The sequence below is a fragment of the Commensalibacter intestini A911 genome (genome assembly GCF_000231445.1).
In the GTDB taxonomy this organism is placed as follows: domain Bacteria; phylum Pseudomonadota; class Alphaproteobacteria; order Acetobacterales; family Acetobacteraceae; genus Commensalibacter; species Commensalibacter intestini.
The window spans coordinates 873107-889717 of sequence record NZ_AGFR01000003.1; the positions used below are offsets into that span (position 1 = coordinate 873107).

Consider the following 16611-nt stretch of genomic DNA (forward strand, 5'->3'; position numbering starts at 1 on the left):
GACCTCTCATTTACAGTCACCTATCAAAGCTATAAAAAATATGACCGAGTATCTAAACCAATTAAACGCAGCACAACGTGAAGCCGTAGAAACTACAGAAGGTCCTGTATTGGTCCTAGCAGGTGCAGGCACAGGAAAAACCAGAGTATTAACCACACGTTTTGCTCATATTTTATTAAGTGGCAGAGCCTATCCTAATCAAATATTAGCTGTTACTTTTACCAACAAAGCATCAAAAGAAATGAGTGAGCGTATTGCCAGTCTCATTCAACAACCTGTTGAAGGGCTATGGTTGGGAAGCTTTCATAAAATATGTGCAAAGATGTTAAGAATAAACGCACATTTGGTTGGCCTGACTTCAAATTTTACAATTTTAGATACAGATGATCAATTGCGCCTCTTAAAACAAATTATCCCTGCTTATCCTATTGATACGAAAACCACTCCTCCACAGCTTATCCTTGGGATTATCCAATCATGGAAAGACAAAGGATATTCTTTTGGTAACTTATCAGCTTCTGAAAAAGCTAACCCAGAAAAAGCAATTATTCAAGAAATTTACCGTGCGTATCAAACTAGATTACAGCAGTTAAATGCTTGCGACTTTGGGGATTTAATGTTGCATGTTTTTAATATATTTAATCAATATCCAGACGTGCTTCAAAAATATCAACGGTATTTCAAATACATATTGGTAGATGAGTATCAAGATACAAATATCATCCAGTATTTATGGTTACGAATGTTGGCTCAAAGATCGGGCGAAACATCAAACATTTGTTGCGTTGGTGATGATGATCAATCGATATATTCTTGGCGTGGTGCAGAGATTGAAAATATTTTACGATTCGAAAAAGACTTCCCAGAAGCCAAAGTAATCCGCCTAGAAGAAAACTATCGCTCGACTCAGAATATTTTAGGGGCAGCTTCAGAATTAATCGATAATAACTCTCAACGTTTAGGTAAAACGCTACAAGCTGCGAATAAAAACCTTCAAAATGACAAAGTGCAAGTATCCTCTCTTTGGGATTCTGATGAAGAATCTCGTTTAATTTGCGATCAAATCATAGGCCTTCAAAAAGAAGGACATCATTTTGGAGATATGGCGATTTTAATGAGAACGGGCTCCCAAACCCGTCCTTTTGAAGAGCGAATGATTACATTGGGGTTGTCTTATAAGATTATTGGTGGCTTGCGCTTTTATGAACGTGCAGAAATTAGAGATGCGATTGCGTATATGCGCATTGTTGCTCAGCCTAATGATAATTTAGCGCTTGAAAGAATTATCAATGTCCCTCGAAGAGGTGTCGGTAAAGTTGCTTTACAAAAGATCCATGAAACGTCAAGAGAATTAGATGTTCCATTATTACAAGCCATTGATTATTTACTGATTAATAATCTTTTAAAAGGTAAGATTTATACTGAACTAACACAGCTTATGAACTTATTGGATCAGACCCGTAAAAAGGTTGAGGCAGAAGGTCATATCAGCGCGATTGATTATCTACTTAATGCATGTGGCTATATTGATATGTGGAAACAAGATAAATCTCCAGAAGCTACAGGACGCTTGGAGAATATCAAAGAGCTCTTTCAAGCTACGGCTGAGTTTCCAACATTAGTTGAGTTCTTAGAACATATTTCACTCATTATGGATAATGATGATTTATCGGGTGATGATAAGATTAATCTAATGACTTTGCATGCAGCCAAAGGTCTAGAATTCAACATCGTTTTCCTACCTGGGTGGGAGGAAGGATTATTTCCTTCTCAACGCACCATGGATGAGAGTGGTAATAATGGACTTGAGGAAGAGCGAAGACTGGCTTATGTTGGAATTACCAGAGCCAAACAACGTTTGTTTATTTCTCATGCAGCTAATCGACAAATTTATGGGCAATGGCAATCTTCTGTTCCTAGTCGTTTTATTGAAGAGCTTTCTGATACCTATACCAAGAAAATCTCTCATATAAAACAAAGTCAAAATCGCTCACCAAGAAAGAATGATTTCTTTGATAGTTATTCTTCTCCTAAATTTTCTAAACAACCCGTGCAAGGAGCTTCATTCTCGCAACCACAACGCACTTATACGCCTTCTAAAAGCAAGAATATTCCCGTTGGCAGCCGCGTCTTTCATCAGAAATTCGGACATGGGACTGTTCTGAGCACTGAAAATAATAAACTTGAAGTTGATTTTGATAAATCAGATATTAAACACGTAATTGACAGCTTTGTAACGTTAGAATCATGACATTAAAAACAAAAAGACACGCCACTGCCCTAGAAACCATTTCTGTTGTTGTTCCAGAGGAACATGTAGAAATCTTTGAAAATGCATTAGGAATTATTTGTCCTACCGTTGGTATTTTCGAAGAAGATTCCGATAACAATATTTGGCGCTTGGAAGGCATCAAAGATGTTGGTTATGGCGAAGAAGAGTTGGCTAATGCATTAACTTTGGCCAATAGTATTTCTGGCATTTCACCAGAATTACAAAGAAAAACAACTGAAACAGATGGTTGGTTGGCCAGAACTTATGAGGCTTTTCCAGAACAAGCTATTGGGAAAAGATTTGTCATTCGTGGAACTCATCTAGATGATACTCCTTCTCCTTCTCATCTTGTGTTGACATTAGATGCTGGAGTTGCTTTTGGTTCAGGCGAACATGGTTCAACCCGAGGATGTTTGATTGCACTTGAAAAAATTGCGCATACAAAGCCTAAACGTATTTTAGATCTTGGCTGTGGTTCTGGGATTTTGGCAATGGGTGCAGCTGCTTTATTGAATAAAAAAGTATTGGCTGTTGATATTGAACCTTGGTCTGTTCGTGCTGCTAAACAAAATGTTATTCGTAATGGATTAAGAAACTTAATTGTTTGCGAACATGGAAATGGTTGGTTGTCCCCATCCATTCGCAAAAAAGCACCTTTTGATCTTGTTTTTGCAAATATTCTTGCTCGTCCTTTGTGTAAAATGGCCAAAGATCTTGCAAAGAACCTTGCTCCAGGTGGTAAAGTGATTTTATCTGGATTATTAGCGACACAAATCCCAATGGTTTTAGTGGCGCATCAACGTCAAGGATTAAAGCTCCAAGAAAAAATTATTCAAGGCAGCTGGGCTGCGTTAATTTTGTATAAGCCGATCAAAAAATGACAAATATTAGACATGCAATTCCCTCTGACCTTAGAGGCATTCTTGAAATTACCAACCATGAGATTGTGAATGGAACGGCTTTTTGGATGACCATTCCTAGAACTTATCAAGAACAAGTTCAATGGTTTGAGGCCAGAGAGAAAGCTGGCTATCCTGTTTTTGTAGCTGTTGATGAGGCTCAGAAAGTTTTAGGTTTTGCTTCTTATGGTTCTTTCAGAGCATATGATGGATATAAATATACCGTTGAGCATTCTGTATATGTATCCCCACATGCTCAGGGAAAAGGACTAGGAAAAGCATTATTAAAAGATCTAATTTCTTATGCTCAAAATCATAAAGTTCATGCAATGATTGCAGCAATTACCGATGGAAATACCGCTTCTATCCGTTTGCACGAATGGTTTGGATTTAAACATAGTGGTGTATTGCCTCAAACAGGAATTAAATTCGATAAATGGCTAGACCTTCTTTTTATGTATAAAATTTTAACCGCTGATGATTAAATAGAATTGAAAAGACCATTAATATGACCTCTGCACAGAAAATTACTCTCATACGTTCCCTCTTAGCACAACAAAATATAGACGGGTTTATTATTCAACGAGGCGATGAATTCTTAAATGAATATGTTGCCCCTTATGCAGAGCGTCTGGCTTGGTTAACGGGCTTTACGGGCAGTGCTGGGATGGCAGTTATATTACAGGAAAATGCTGCTGTTTTTTCTGATGGTCGTTATATTTTACAAATGCAGCAAGAGCTTGATCAAAAATATTGGAAGAGCTTTCATATTTCTAAACATTCTCCTGTTCAATGGATTTTAGAACAAAAAAAAGAAACTATTCGTTTAGGATATGATCCAAAATTAATGAGTGAACGGGATTTAAAAGCATTTCAAGTCCCTACCATTACGTTAGTTCCTATGATTAAAAACCCTATTGATGCAATATGGAATAATCAACCAACACCACCTCATCATCCAATTGTTCCGCATGAAATTCAATTTTCTGGTCAAGATCATCAAGAAAAACTGCAACAGTTACAACAAGAACTTATCTCAAAGCAAGAAGATGCTTATATTTTATGTGATCCAGCGTCTATTTGTTGGTTATTAAATATCAGAGGATCAGACGTTCCTTATACGCCAATTCCTTTAATATTTGCAATTGTTCAGCAAGATAGTGTTGCTTTATATGCAGGTGAAACACAGTATACAAAAGAGCTATCCAATTTTCTGGGAAGTAATATCTACTTAAAGTCTCATCATGATTTAGAAGCTGATCTTCTGACCTTAAACAATAAGAATATTGCTTTTGATCCTGTTCAAACACCAATTTGGTTTATTCAAACTTTAGAAAAGCAAGCTGTTACTTTTTGTAAAAGAAATAACCCTTGTATTGCATTGAAAGCTTGTAAAAATCCAGTTGAGCAAGAAGGTTCTCGTCAAGCACATTTACGAGATGCGGTGGCGATGTGTCGTTTTTTATACTGGTTAGAACATCACGGTATTGGTTTAAGCGAAGTTGAAGTCGCGCATCAGTTAAATTGTTTTCGACAAGAAGCTGGTGGTGAGTTTTATAGAGAAGAAAGTTTCCCTGCTATTTCAGGTGTTGGCGAAAATGGTGCTGTTATTCATTATCACGCAACGCCAGAACATTGTTCTATTTTAACAGAAAATAAAGCATATCTGATTGATAGTGGTGGGCAATATTTAGATGGTACAACAGATATTACTCGCACGATTTGGCTTGGGGAAAATCAAGCACCCAAAGCATTAAAAGAAGCTGCGACTTGTGTTTTACAAGGACATATTGCACTTTCATCAGCTATTTTTCCAAAAGGAACAACAGGAAGCAGGCTGGATGTATTGGCAAGATATGCTTTGTGGCAAAGAGGGTTAGATTACGATCATGGCACAGGTCATGGGGTTGGCAGTTACCTTTCTGTTCACGAAGGGCCATGTCGAATTTCCTCTATTCCCTTCCCTGTTCCTTTACAAGAAGGTATGATTTTATCAAATGAGCCAGGATATTATCTTTCTGGTCAATATGGTATTCGTTTAGAAAATTTATTACTGGTAATGACAGCTCATTTTGAGAATTTCTTACAATTTGAACCGTTAACTTTAGTTCCTTTTGATTTAAATATTATTGTAATTGAAAATCTCTCCGATAAAGAGAAAAAATGGTTGAATAATTATCATCAACATGTGCTTGAGAAAATATCTCCTCACCTAAATTCTCAAGAACAGCAATGGTTACAATCTGTTTGTGCGCCTGTAACATAGATGTTCCTTTCGTATTTGATAAAAGTCCTTATACTATCTAACAAAGGTCGATCTTTTTTAAACTTTAATTTAAAGGAAAATTTTAAATGTCTGATTCTAATCTAATCCCAGTCACTTTAATCCCAGGTGATGGTATTGGTCCTGAAATTGTTGGCTCTACACTAGAAATTTTAGAAACAATTAAAGCCCCATTTAAATGGGACAAGCAACTTGCTGGTATGGCTGCTGTTGATGTATCTGGTGATCCTTTGCCACAACAAACGATTGATAGCATTCATAAAACAGGCTTAGCATTAAAAGGCCCTTTAACAACACCAGTAGGAAAAGGGTTCCGTTCTATTAATGTAACGCTTCGTAAAGAATTCGGTCTTTATGCGAATGTTCGTCCAACTCGTACCCTTATTCCTGGTGGACGTTTTGAAAATATTGATATTGTTCTCGTTCGTGAAAATCTAGAAGGCTTTTATGCAGCAATGGAACATTATATCCCTGTTGATGATGATCCAAAAGCCATTGCGACTTGCACAGGATATACTTCCAGAAAAGAATGCCGTCGCATTGTAAAATATGCTTTTGATTATGCGGTGCAACATAATCGTAAAAAAGTAACTTTGGTTCATAAAGCAAATATTTTAAAAGAACTTTGTGGTTTATTCTTGGAAGAAGGCCGTAAAGTTGCCAAAGAATATGAAGGTAAAATTGCTTGTGAAGAACGTATTGTTGATGCATGTGCAATGGAATTAGTCTTAAAACCAGAAACTTATGATGTGATTGTAACAACCAATTTATTTGGTGATATTTTATCAGATTTAACTTCTGGTCTAATTGGTGGCTTAGGAATGGCTCCTGGTGCGAATATTGGTGAAAAAGCAGCAATGTTCGAAGCTGTTCACGGATCTGCTCCTGATATTGCAGGAAAAAATATTGCTAATCCATTGGCTGTATTACATGCTGCGGCCTCTATGTTAGAATATGTCGATCGTACAGACCTATCAAAACGTATTGAAGCAGCAATTAAAAAAGTTGTAGTTCATGACAATATTCGTACAAAAGATCTTGGTGGTAATGCATCAACCAGTGATTTTACCGCTGCATTAAAACAAGCAATTGCTTAACTAAAACCAAGTATGTTCTTTATAAATATGCCTTATAAAGAACATTTTTATTATTCAATTTTATTTAACTATAAAATTTTATAGTTAACTTTTTTGATAAAAATTACTATAATTAGGTCATCGTAGTTAAAGGAGCTTAAAATGGCAAAGCATTGTAAAAAAATTTGGCGTACTCTTGTTGGTCTTGGATTTGCAGCATGTGGTATCAGCAAAGTTTTAGGAGTAGAAATCCAAGAAAAAAGATTTTCAGAGTTAGATTGGACACAATCTAATATGAAAACACTTGGCAGTGCACAAATTGCAGGTGCTGTATTATTAAGCTGTAAAAAAACTTCTAAATTAGGTGCTTTATTGTTAGCAGCATCCGCTTTATGTTTATTGGTAACAGGTTTTAAACATAATAGAAAAGAAGAATTAGCGATTGATGGTTTTGGCGTTTTAGCTGCACTTTCTATTATTTTCTGTAAAAAATGTAAAAAATAGTTTTTACTTAATTGTAATGTAAAAAATAGCTCTTTTATATTTTATAAAAGAGCTATTTTTATATCTACATTTTTCCTAAGATACTGGATAATGCGTTAATATCTTGCTGTGAAGGATCCGTGGATACTTTTGCACGAGCAGCATTATAAGTAGCAAGTTGTTTTTCTTTTTGCTTTAACTCCTGTGATGTCAGAGAGTGATTAGCTTTTGCTTTTTGCAATTTTTGACGAACAGTCCAAGCTTGATTATCAATTTTACTCAACTCATTTCTACGTTCTGCGATGCTACTTTGTAGTTGATTGGCTTGTTGATAAGATTGTTTTGCTTGCTGTTGTTGTTGAGCAGCATTTTGCTGTTCAGACCCTAGCTGATTTTGTAAATTTTGCGTTCTATTTTGATAGCCACTTCCAACAGAGCATCCTATACCAGAGAAAAAACCAGTTTGATCAGGATTACAGCTTTGTGTGGATGAACAGCCTGTTAACAAACATAAACCTGTTAATGGCAAAAAGTAACGTAATTTAATAATCATTTTATCCTCTTGTTGGAGTATAGCTGGAAGGTTGTGCCCCCATTCCTGTCGCCAATACACTTTCTGCATATTTTAAACGATTAACAGCTTCATCAGTTTGTTGTGCCTCTTGGGAAAAGCGAGGATCTTGTGATATTGTTGCGTATTGTTGCATTTGTTTACTTTGTGCAGAATAATAATTAATTTTATTATTTAAATTTGCAGACGTTTTTTGAATATTAGCCAGTTGTCGTTTATATTGAGCCGTTGTAATTTTTTTAGAGGCAATTTGTTGATTTAATGTTGCTAATTGTTTTTGTGCTGCATCGACTTGTTGAGCTGCTTGTTGTGCATCTGCTTGTGCAGTCATCGCAATTTGATGAGCTGCTGCAATTTGTTGATTGAGCTGATCTTCAGTTCTCTGCTGATTTTGAGTACGATCAGCGACCATATAACCAGTCCCTGCTCCCAAAGCAGCGCCACTTAGAGAACCAATTAATAATCCTTTTTTACCACCAGCAAGACCACCTACGAGAGCTCCTAAAGCTGTACCTGCTAGAGCACCTGTCCCCAATGTGTTATTATATTGAGCATCGCGTTGATTTTGTCTATTTTGTTCTGGCGTTAGATTAGGATTATAAGTGGCTGTACAGGCAGATAACATAATACAAGCTGTGCTAATTGTCATAATCTTACAAAAATTGAATCTAAACATATATTACCTAACCCTTAAAATTTTTGTTACATTCTATATTTTTGACAGTAAAAATAAAGCTAATCTATGACAAAATACTTCCTTTAATTATATATGATTTTCCAGTTGTATTTTTATCACTTTTATTAAAAACACTTTATTTTTATAATGCTTGTCTATAAGGGTTAAAACAACTTTCTTACACACTAAATTATCAAAGACTCATGGCATGCATTTTTCTCCCTTGCTAAGATCTATACTATTTACAGGAATTTTCTATACAACAATGTCTGTATCTTTTGCTAATACTGATGTCGCACAACCTTCTGACGCACCAACGGTTTTGCTTCAAAATCAAGGTTATGCTCAAGGATTTTTCGAAGATAATTTAGCTGTTTTCAAGGGGATTCCTTACGCAACCCCTCCTATTAATTCTTATCGTTGGTTACCACCTCAACCTGTTCAAGAATGGAAAGGGATTAGAAAAACTACGCAATTTTCTGCAATATGTAGCCAAAAAGCAAATATTTGGGATACAGACCCTACTTTTAAAAATACCAGTGAAGATTGTTTATATTTAAATATTTGGGCACCAAAAGGATATTTTAATCATCCTGAAGATCAAAAACTTTACCCAGTTATGGTTTGGATACATGGTGGCGCATTTATTTCTGGTGGAGCATCACTGAATACTTATAATCCGTCAGCAATAGCACAACAAGGTGTCGTTGTTGTCAGTTTTAATTATCGCCTTGGACGCTTTGGATTTTTTGCACATCCAGCACTTGATAAAGAAAGTGAAGAAGATCAATCTGATAATTATGGCTTAATGGATCAAATAGCTGCATTAAAATGGGTGCAAAGTAATATTGCATCTTTTGGTGGGGACGCCAATAATGTAACTATTTTTGGAGAATCAGCTGGTGGTGCTTCAATTATTTCATTAATGACGATTGGAGAGGCAAAAGGATTATTTGATAAAGCAATTATTCAATCAGGAACAGGACACTCTAAATCTTTTCCACCAACACCTAAAGATCAAGCTGAACGAATTGGCAGTAATTTTGCTAAAAAATATGAGATTACAAGCAATCGTTATGATGCTCTAAAACAGCTGAGAGCTCTATCAGCCGATGAAGTCATTGATGATTTAAATATTCAAAATTTACAACCTGATTTATTTGCTGGTTTAATTATTGATCAAACTTTATTAACTCACTCTTTAGAGGAATCTTTTGCCAAAGGGAGTTTTTATCCTGTTCCCTTATTAATTGGCGATACTGATGGCGATGGGTTATTACTGTCCAAAACAACCTTATCTGATCTAGCTAAAGATTTAGGAACGGATGTAACTGCGATTAATCACGTTTACAATCCAGATGGTAAAAAGTCAGAAAATAGTGTTATTCATCAGGTCATTGCCGATACTCAGATTTTACAACCGACACGTTTGCTTGCTCATCAAGTCGCACAAAAAAATACCCCTGTTTATCGATATCGTTTTTCATATATTGCAGATACGGCACGTCCTTACAGCTCTTTTGGAGCTATACATGCTTCAGAAATTCCTTACGTGTTTGATACATTACATACAGTCTACAGCTCTGTCAGTAATCAAGATGAAGCAATGGCTAAAGCAATGATGATGTCTTGGGTTAATTTTGCCAAAAATGGTAATCCATCCGTCGACGGTTTCCCTCAATTTTTACCAATCAATCAAAATCCTCAACAATTGCTTCATTTTGCAATGGATGGCATTCGATTTGAAAATGATCCTTTTGAGAAAAGACTTAACTTTATATCATCTCTTTTCTCAAAAAACCATCAAACACCAAAGCAAGATACTTTGATAAAAAAAGACTTACCAAAATATCCTACACGATAGTATTAAAATATTAAGGGAACAAACCTCTGGCTTGTTTTGCAAGATGTACACGGCGTAATCCTGCACAAGTTGCAGCCATACGGTTTGTTGTTTTTAGTTGTTTGGCACTTGATATCGTTTCATAAAACCCTTTATCCATAATTTTTTTCATACGATTAATTACTTCTTCTTCTTCTTCCCAGAAGAATTGTTGCAAATCTTGAACCCACTCAAAGTAACTAACGGTTACGCCACCAGAGTTACAGAGAATATCAGGAATAATAAAGATATCAGGACGTTTAGCAAAAACAGCATCTGCCTCTACTGTTGTTGGGCCATTTGCTGCTTCGGCCAAGATTTTACATTCAATTTTATTAGCAATTTCTTCTGTGATGACACGCTCAACAGCAGCAGGAACCAAGATATCACATTTAATGGTTAAAATAGTCGCTGGATCAATTAAAGCTTCAGTTGAATATCCTTTTAATACACCATGAGTAGCAATATATTTTAAGATCTCTGGAATATTTAAACCTTTAGGATCATGATACGCTGCAGTGTGATCGCTAATCGCTAGAATTTTCACACCTAAATCATATAGTTCACTAGCAACAACAGAACCAACATTTCCAAAACCTTGGATCACAGCACTTGATTGTGATAAATTTAGTTTAATTTCTTCGGATGCGCGGAAAATTAAATGAGTAACTCCACGACCAGTCGCTTCTCTACGTCCTGCAGTTCCACCACAACTGACTGGTTTTCCTGTAACAATTTCGGTAACCGTGCGACCTGCATCATTGGAGTAAGTATCCATAAACCAAGCCATAACTTGTTCATTTGTCCCAATATCAGGTGCCATTACATCAACATGAGGGCCAACAAATGGGATTAATTCTTGCATAAAGCGTCGTGATAATGCCTCTAGCTCTTTGTGTGAAAGAGAATAAGGATCAACGCGAACACCTCCCTTTGCTCCTCCATAAGGTAAATTCATTAAGGCACATTTCCAGCTCATCCACAAAGAAAGTGCAGCGACTTCACCCAAATCAACATGAGGAGAAAAACGCACCCCTCCTTTACTAGGGCCAAGACTTAAATGATGCTGAACGCGATATCCTTCATAAACAACTGTTGATCCATCATCTCTATGAATAGGACATGTTACTGCAATTGCTCTTTTAGGATATAATAAACGATCTCGTTGATCATTAGGGATTTCTAAAATATCTGCTGCTTGCAAGAATTGTTGACGAGCCATATTAAAAACAGGGCCACCATAAATATCGAACATAGTATATCCTTAATAACTTACCTCACTATGCGCGATCTTATTCTTAATTCTCATGAACGATAAATAAACTTAAAGTATAAAACAAAGCTATTGAAAAATTGTAAAGACTACCATTAAACTGGCTAGACATTTTATGAAATACACAACATAATTTAAATTTATTACCCAAACAATGTAGCCTGAGGTTCATATGCCTATTTTTTCTCGTTTTGACGATATTTTACAAACACAAACCACCTTAAGAGATAAAATTACTGAGGCCACAAGACGCTCTGAAAAAGAATGCGTTCAAACACTTATTCAACAAGCTAAAGTCTCTGATGCTATGAATAAGCAAATTACAGATCATGCAAAAGCGTTAACAAAATATTTAAGAAACCATCGTAATTTAAAAGGCGTTGAAACACTCGTTCAAGAATTCTCTTTGTCTTCATCCGAAGGTGTTGCATTGATGTGTTTAGCAGAAGCATTACTACGTATCCCTGATATGGAAACACGAGACGCTTTGATTAGAGATAAAATCAGTACAGGAGATTGGACATCCCATGCTGGATTTAAGAAACCAATTTTTACCAATGCTGCGGCTTGGGGACTAGCTATAACAGGGAAATTGGTTACACCCGTCAAAGAAAGTAATCTTGCTGCTGCTTTAACAAAATTAGCACAACGTCGCGGTGAAGGTGTTATCCGTCTTAGCCTGGATAAAGCAATGCGTATGATGGGAGAACAATTTGTTCTTGGGCAAACCATTGATGAAGCATTAAGCAATAGTAAAAAATTAGAAAAAATTGGCTTTAGATATTCTTATGATATGCTTGGGGAAGCAGCGATTACTCAAGAAGATGCAGAACGTTATCGGATTGATTACGAAAATGCACTTCATGCCATTGGCCGTTCTGCACAAGGGAATAATGTGTATGAACGTGCTGGCCTATCCATAAAATTATCTGCATTACATCCAAGATATTCTCGTGCTCAACATGACAGGGTTATGGCAGAGTTGCTCCCTACTCTAACCAATCTCGTTTTGTTAGCACGCCAATATAATATTGGAATTAATATTGATGCCGAAGAAAGCGAACGTCTTGAAATCTCTTTAGATTTAATGGAAGCATTATGCCATCATCCAGAATTACAAGACTGGAATGGTATTGGATTTGTTGTACAAGCTTATGGTCGTAGAGCCCCCTATGTTCTTGATTATTTAATTGACCTAGCTCATCGTACCAACCGTCGTTTAATGATCCGTTTGGTTAAAGGTGCTTATTGGGATAGTGAGATTAAAAAGGCTCAAGTTGAATGCCAATCTGATTTTCCTGTTTATACCAGGAAAATTTATACAGATATTAGCTATATTGCTTGTGCTCGCAAATTATTGGCACATCGCAAAGAAGTATTCCCACAATTTGCAACCCATAATGTCAGAACCTTGACAACAATTTACGCGATTGCTGGCAAAAATTATGATCCAGAACAATATGAATTCCAATGTTTGCATGGTATGGGTGAGCAATTATACAGTAAAGTTGTACAAGCTGAGCATTTATCCAGACCTTGTCGAATTTATGCACCTGTAGGAACACATGAAACATTATTAGCTTATCTGGTTCGCCGTTTGTTAGAAAATGGTGCAAACTCTTCCTTTGTAAATCAAATTGGCAATAATTCGATCTCTATTGATCAACTAATTGCCGATCCTGTCGCAGAAGCTGAAGAAATTAATCCTGTTGGTAGTCCACACTCTGCAATCAAAGCGCCTCTATCAATTTACGGTAAAAGTAGAATTAATTCTAAAGGAATTGATTTTAATAATGAATTTACCTTAGATGCTTTATCAAAAGCTTTGAAAAACTCGCCTGAACATTGGGAATCTTTTCCAATTATTGCAGGTAAGAAAATAAAAAATAAAAATAAACCTCTAGATGTTCTGAATCCAGCCAATCATCAAGATAAAGTCGGTACAGTTATCGAAGCTTCTGAAGGCGAAATTAATCAGGCTTTTGAAGCTGCGGTTAAAGCAACTAAAGATTGGTCATCAACTTCTCCTGAAGACCGAGCAGCAGCTTTATTAAAAGCAGCTGATCTTTTAGAAGAACAAATGTATCCTTTATTAGGATTAATTGTAAGAGAAGCAGGAAAATCTTTCTTGAACGCCTTAGCTGAGGTCAGAGAGGCTGTTGATTTCTTACGATATTATGGGGAAACGATTAAAAAAGGATATGATAACAAAACACATGTCGCCTTAGGAGGCCCAGTTGTTTGTATTAGTCCTTGGAATTTTCCGCTAGCGATCTTTATTGGGCAAGTTTCTGCTGCTTTGGCTGCGGGTAATCCTGTGCTTGCCAAACCTGCCGAGGAAACTCCTTTAATTGCAGCGAAAGCAGTACAGATCCTTCATGAAGCAGGTGTCCCAGAGGCTGTGTTACAATTATTACCTGGTAAAGGCGATGTTGGGGCTGCTTTAGTCGCTCATAAAGAAGTGCATGGCGTGATGTTTACTGGCTCTACTGCGGTAGCACGTAGCATTTCGAAAGGTCTTGCAAATAAAAGATCTTCTGCTGGGAATATTATTCCATTTGTTGCTGAAACTGGGGGGCAAAACTCACTTGTTGTTGACTCCTCAGCATTGGCAGAGCAAGTCGTCGTTGATATTATTGCTTCTGCATTTGACAGTGCAGGTCAACGTTGTTCCGCACTACGCGTATTATGCGTTCAAGAAGATTGTGCAGACCGAATTGTGACAATGTTACGCGGTGCAACACACGAGTTAATCGTAGGGAACCCAATCTCTTTAAAAACAGATATTGGCCCTGTGATTAGTCAAGAAGCATTAGATCGCTTAAATAAACATGTTGATTATATGAAAGGAAAAGGATTTAAAGTTTGGTCTCTACCTTTACCTGAACAAACCAAAAACGGCACATTTATGATGCCAACCATTATTGAAATCAATCAAATTTCTGATATTCCTGATGAAGTTTTTGGCCCTGTTTTGCATGTTATTCGTTATAAACGTGCTCAACTCAACCATTTAATTGAAACCATTAATCACACTGGATACGGCCTCACTTTTGGTGTGCATTCCCGTATTGGTGAAATGATTGAAAATGTAACCAGCAAAGTGCATGCCGGAAATATTTACATTAACCGTAATATTATCGGTGCAATTGTTGGCGTTCAACCTTTTGGTGGCAGAGGCCTTTCTGGAACGGGTCCTAAAGCTGGAGCTCCTTTTATTATCAGACGATTATTAAAAGAATGTCCTGTTTATAAAGACTTACCTAAACAAACACCACCAACCGTTGCTCAACAGTGGTTAAGATGGCTAGAACAATATCAACCTGATTTTGCACAAACTGCCACTGAGCTATTATCTTATTGCATTGTTGGTACACATGTTGAATTAAAAGGACCAGTGGGAGAGGAAAATACTTATAAACTTTCTCCTCGTGGAGCAATATTATGTGTCGCAAAAACACAAGATATTTTATTCTATCAAATCACCCTTGCCCTTGGATGTGGAAATCCTGTTTTACTTCTTGCTTCTGATGACATTACACAATGGTATGCAAAACTACCTAACCAACTAGCAATACAGATTACTAAAGTTAACTCTGCAGCCGAAAAATCTTGTGTTGTTATTTTGGGTGAAAAAGACTTCTCTGTGTTTGAAGAAGCTCGTCAAACATTGGCATTTACGGATCATGGCATTGTACAATCATTTGATGTCGATGAAACGCTAAACCCAAGCGATTTCCTGATGGAAGAACAATCCATCAGTCTCAATACCACTGCCGCAGGTGGAAATGCATCATTGATGACCATTGAATAAGAACTATTAAAAAAGGAGGGATTTACCCTCCTTTTTATTTATAACTCACTTATTAAAGACATAGCATAGCTTTGTAATTCGTCATGATGAAGTAAAGATGTTTTTGTAGAAGATGCTATTTGACGTGCCCCAATTGTAAAATCAGCATTGGATACAACTGCCGCATAATGAGCATGATAAAATATTTTTGCTGTATTAATTTCTTGAATAGCTGTATTACCCACTGGTTTTGAATATAATTTACATTGTAAAACTAACTTAATACCATTTTTAGTCGCTACAACATCAGCTCCTTGATCTCCGCTGCGTTGTGTTGCTGTTGCTTCCCATCCTATTTCGCGCAACTGTTTCGCACAAAAAATTTCATAATCAAATGGATCCATATTAGGATGATATACATCTGTTTCTTGAGCTAATTGTCTTTTGATTTCTGGTGATATTGTCTGTTTAGTTGTGGCAGCGATATTAATTAGATTAATAATGTCATCTTTTAAATTTGAATAATACATATTAAGATTGTTGTTTAGTAGAATAGGCATAATTCTACTATTTATAAAATTAAAGATTTCTTTAATCCATTTTTCATTTTTTATCGTTCCATAATCATCATAGTAAATGAGTTGCTCCCTCTTTATATAAAGTTTTTGAGATTGTTCTGCTATTTCATTTTTACATAAAGTTAAAGCTAAGTGCATTTGATTAGAATGATATTCAATGTTTTTTCTTTTTGTTCTATAAGCAATAATTGGTTTGATAATAATTTTATAAATAACGAAAAAAGCAACCGCATAACCAATCATATAAAATATTTGACTATCACTTTTACCATTAGTCTTTTGATCGTTTTGAATAGTATTTTGTATTTGTGGAACAGTATCATTTGATACAGGTGTTGTTGCTACTGATATATCATTAGTATGAAAAGGATCTGGTATGGAAGATATATGATTATCTTCTATATATTTCAAAACTGCGGAAATAGATCGGGACGTTCCATTTAAAGAAATAGACGTCATTCTATCATTTAACTCTATATCTGCTTCTTTTTTAGAAGTTAATTCATGTATAAATTTTGTAAGTTCATTTCCTTTAAAAACATATTCAAAAATACAAATTTGAGAATTTGTATTTGATAAATTTTTGGTTAATTTAATATTATATTTACTAACTGCAAAGGTAACAATCGTATTATCATCAAAATTGTAACCTGCTTGAGGGAAAATAATTTGTAAATAAGCAGGTTGATTAGGTGTTAAGATTAAAGAAACCTTGGCATTATTTTCACTGCCAGTAATAACAAACTGATTATTTTGATTATTAACCGAACTGCTCCATATTTCAGATTGGTTTAATGTTTTTATTTCAGCCAAGCATATAGGGC

Annotated in this window: 12 protein-coding genes; 8 read left to right on the forward strand and 4 right to left on the reverse strand. The window is 35.9% G+C overall.

The window, feature by feature from the left end; all coding sequences use genetic code 11:
* Positions 1-40 precede the first annotated feature (40 nt).
* The 6 genes from CIN_RS04370 (at position 41) to CIN_RS04395 (ending at position 7035) form a co-directional block, all read left to right on the forward strand.
* Positions 41-2251, forward strand: a complete 2211-nt coding sequence (locus tag CIN_RS04370) for an ATP-dependent helicase (RefSeq protein ID WP_008853851.1) — start codon at positions 41-43, stop codon at positions 2249-2251.
* Entirely contained in the window at positions 2248-3153 is a 906-nt protein-coding gene (locus CIN_RS04375) for a 50S ribosomal protein L11 methyltransferase (protein ID WP_008853852.1), read from the forward strand. Before CIN_RS04370 ends, CIN_RS04375 begins: the two co-directional genes overlap by 4 nt.
* Positions 3150-3656 carry a GNAT family N-acetyltransferase gene (locus tag CIN_RS04380; RefSeq protein ID WP_040363778.1) on the forward strand — a complete coding sequence of 169 codons (507 nt, stop codon included), beginning with the start codon at positions 3150-3152 and terminating at the stop codon, positions 3654-3656. Before CIN_RS04375 ends, CIN_RS04380 begins: the two co-directional genes overlap by 4 nt.
* Before the next feature lie 23 nt (positions 3657-3679).
* Complete coding sequence (locus CIN_RS04385; RefSeq protein WP_008853854.1) at positions 3680-5437, forward strand: aminopeptidase P family protein; 1758 nt, start codon at positions 3680-3682, stop codon at positions 5435-5437.
* An 86-nt stretch (positions 5438-5523) separates the two neighbouring features.
* Positions 5524-6552, forward strand: a complete 1029-nt coding sequence (locus CIN_RS04390) for an isocitrate/isopropylmalate dehydrogenase family protein (RefSeq protein ID WP_008853855.1) — start codon at positions 5524-5526, stop codon at positions 6550-6552.
* A gap of 141 nt (positions 6553-6693) precedes the next feature.
* Positions 6694-7035 (forward strand): DoxX family protein, encoded by a 342-nt coding sequence (locus CIN_RS04395; protein WP_008853856.1) that lies wholly within the window; start codon positions 6694-6696, stop codon positions 7033-7035.
* Between the two features lie 64 nt (positions 7036-7099).
* Here the strand turns inward: CIN_RS04395 and CIN_RS11345 are convergent, their stop codons facing one another.
* Together CIN_RS11345 and CIN_RS04405 are read right to left on the reverse strand one after the other, a co-directional pair.
* Positions 7100-7567, reverse strand: a complete 468-nt coding sequence (locus tag CIN_RS11345; RefSeq protein WP_008853857.1) for a hypothetical protein — start codon at positions 7565-7567, stop codon at positions 7100-7102.
* Between the two features lies 1 nt (position 7568).
* The gene (locus tag CIN_RS04405; RefSeq protein WP_040363779.1) at positions 7569-8261 is read right to left on the reverse strand and encodes a glycine zipper domain-containing protein; all 693 of its coding nucleotides are present in this window, start codon (positions 8259-8261) and stop codon (positions 7569-7571) included.
* A 208-nt stretch (positions 8262-8469) separates the two neighbouring features.
* On the opposite strand from CIN_RS04405, the gene CIN_RS04410 reads away from it, so the two are divergent.
* Entirely contained in the window at positions 8470-10125 is a 1656-nt protein-coding gene (locus CIN_RS04410; RefSeq protein ID WP_083813322.1) for a carboxylesterase/lipase family protein, read from the forward strand.
* Between the two features lie 10 nt (positions 10126-10135).
* Here CIN_RS04410 and CIN_RS04415 read toward each other — a convergent pair whose 3' ends face one another.
* Positions 10136-11398, reverse strand: coding sequence for a Glu/Leu/Phe/Val family dehydrogenase (locus CIN_RS04415; protein ID WP_008853860.1), 1263 nt, complete (start codon positions 11396-11398; stop codon positions 10136-10138).
* 190 nt (positions 11399-11588) lie between these two features.
* Between CIN_RS04415 and putA the strand changes: the two genes are divergently transcribed.
* Complete coding sequence (putA, locus tag CIN_RS04420) at positions 11589-15230, forward strand: bifunctional proline dehydrogenase/L-glutamate gamma-semialdehyde dehydrogenase PutA (protein WP_008853861.1); 3642 nt, start codon at positions 11589-11591, stop codon at positions 15228-15230.
* Positions 15231-15268: 38 nt separating this feature from the next.
* Here putA and CIN_RS11350 read toward each other — a convergent pair whose 3' ends face one another.
* Complete coding sequence (locus CIN_RS11350) at positions 15269-16600, reverse strand: restriction endonuclease (RefSeq protein ID WP_139016930.1); 1332 nt, start codon at positions 16598-16600, stop codon at positions 15269-15271.
* Positions 16601-16611 lie beyond the last annotated feature (11 nt).

Excerpts from the sequence above, each read along its gene's own strand:
- CIN_RS04415 (WP_008853860.1), bottom strand. The coding sequence starts at position 11,398 with ATGTTCGATATTTATGGTGGCCCTGTTTTTAATATGGCTCGTCAACAA.
- CIN_RS04390 (WP_008853855.1), top strand. The coding sequence starts at position 5,524 with ATGTCTGATTCTAATCTAATCCCAGTCACTTTAATCCCAGGTGATGGT.
- CIN_RS04410 (WP_083813322.1), top strand. The coding sequence starts at position 8,470 with ATGCATTTTTCTCCCTTGCTAAGATCTATACTATTTACAGGAATTTTC.
- CIN_RS04405 (WP_040363779.1), bottom strand. The coding sequence starts at position 8,261 with ATGTTTAGATTCAATTTTTGTAAGATTATGACAATTAGCACAGCTTGT.
- putA (WP_008853861.1), top strand. The coding sequence starts at position 11,589 with ATGCCTATTTTTTCTCGTTTTGACGATATTTTACAAACACAAACCACC.
- CIN_RS04375 (WP_008853852.1), top strand. The coding sequence starts at position 2,248 with ATGACATTAAAAACAAAAAGACACGCCACTGCCCTAGAAACCATTTCT.
- CIN_RS04395 (WP_008853856.1), top strand. The coding sequence starts at position 6,694 with ATGGCAAAGCATTGTAAAAAAATTTGGCGTACTCTTGTTGGTCTTGGA.
- CIN_RS04370 (WP_008853851.1), top strand. The coding sequence starts at position 41 with ATGACCGAGTATCTAAACCAATTAAACGCAGCACAACGTGAAGCCGTA.
- CIN_RS04385 (WP_008853854.1), top strand. The coding sequence starts at position 3,680 with ATGACCTCTGCACAGAAAATTACTCTCATACGTTCCCTCTTAGCACAA.
- CIN_RS11345 (WP_008853857.1), bottom strand. The coding sequence starts at position 7,567 with ATGATTATTAAATTACGTTACTTTTTGCCATTAACAGGTTTATGTTTG.
- CIN_RS04380 (WP_040363778.1), top strand. The coding sequence starts at position 3,150 with ATGACAAATATTAGACATGCAATTCCCTCTGACCTTAGAGGCATTCTT.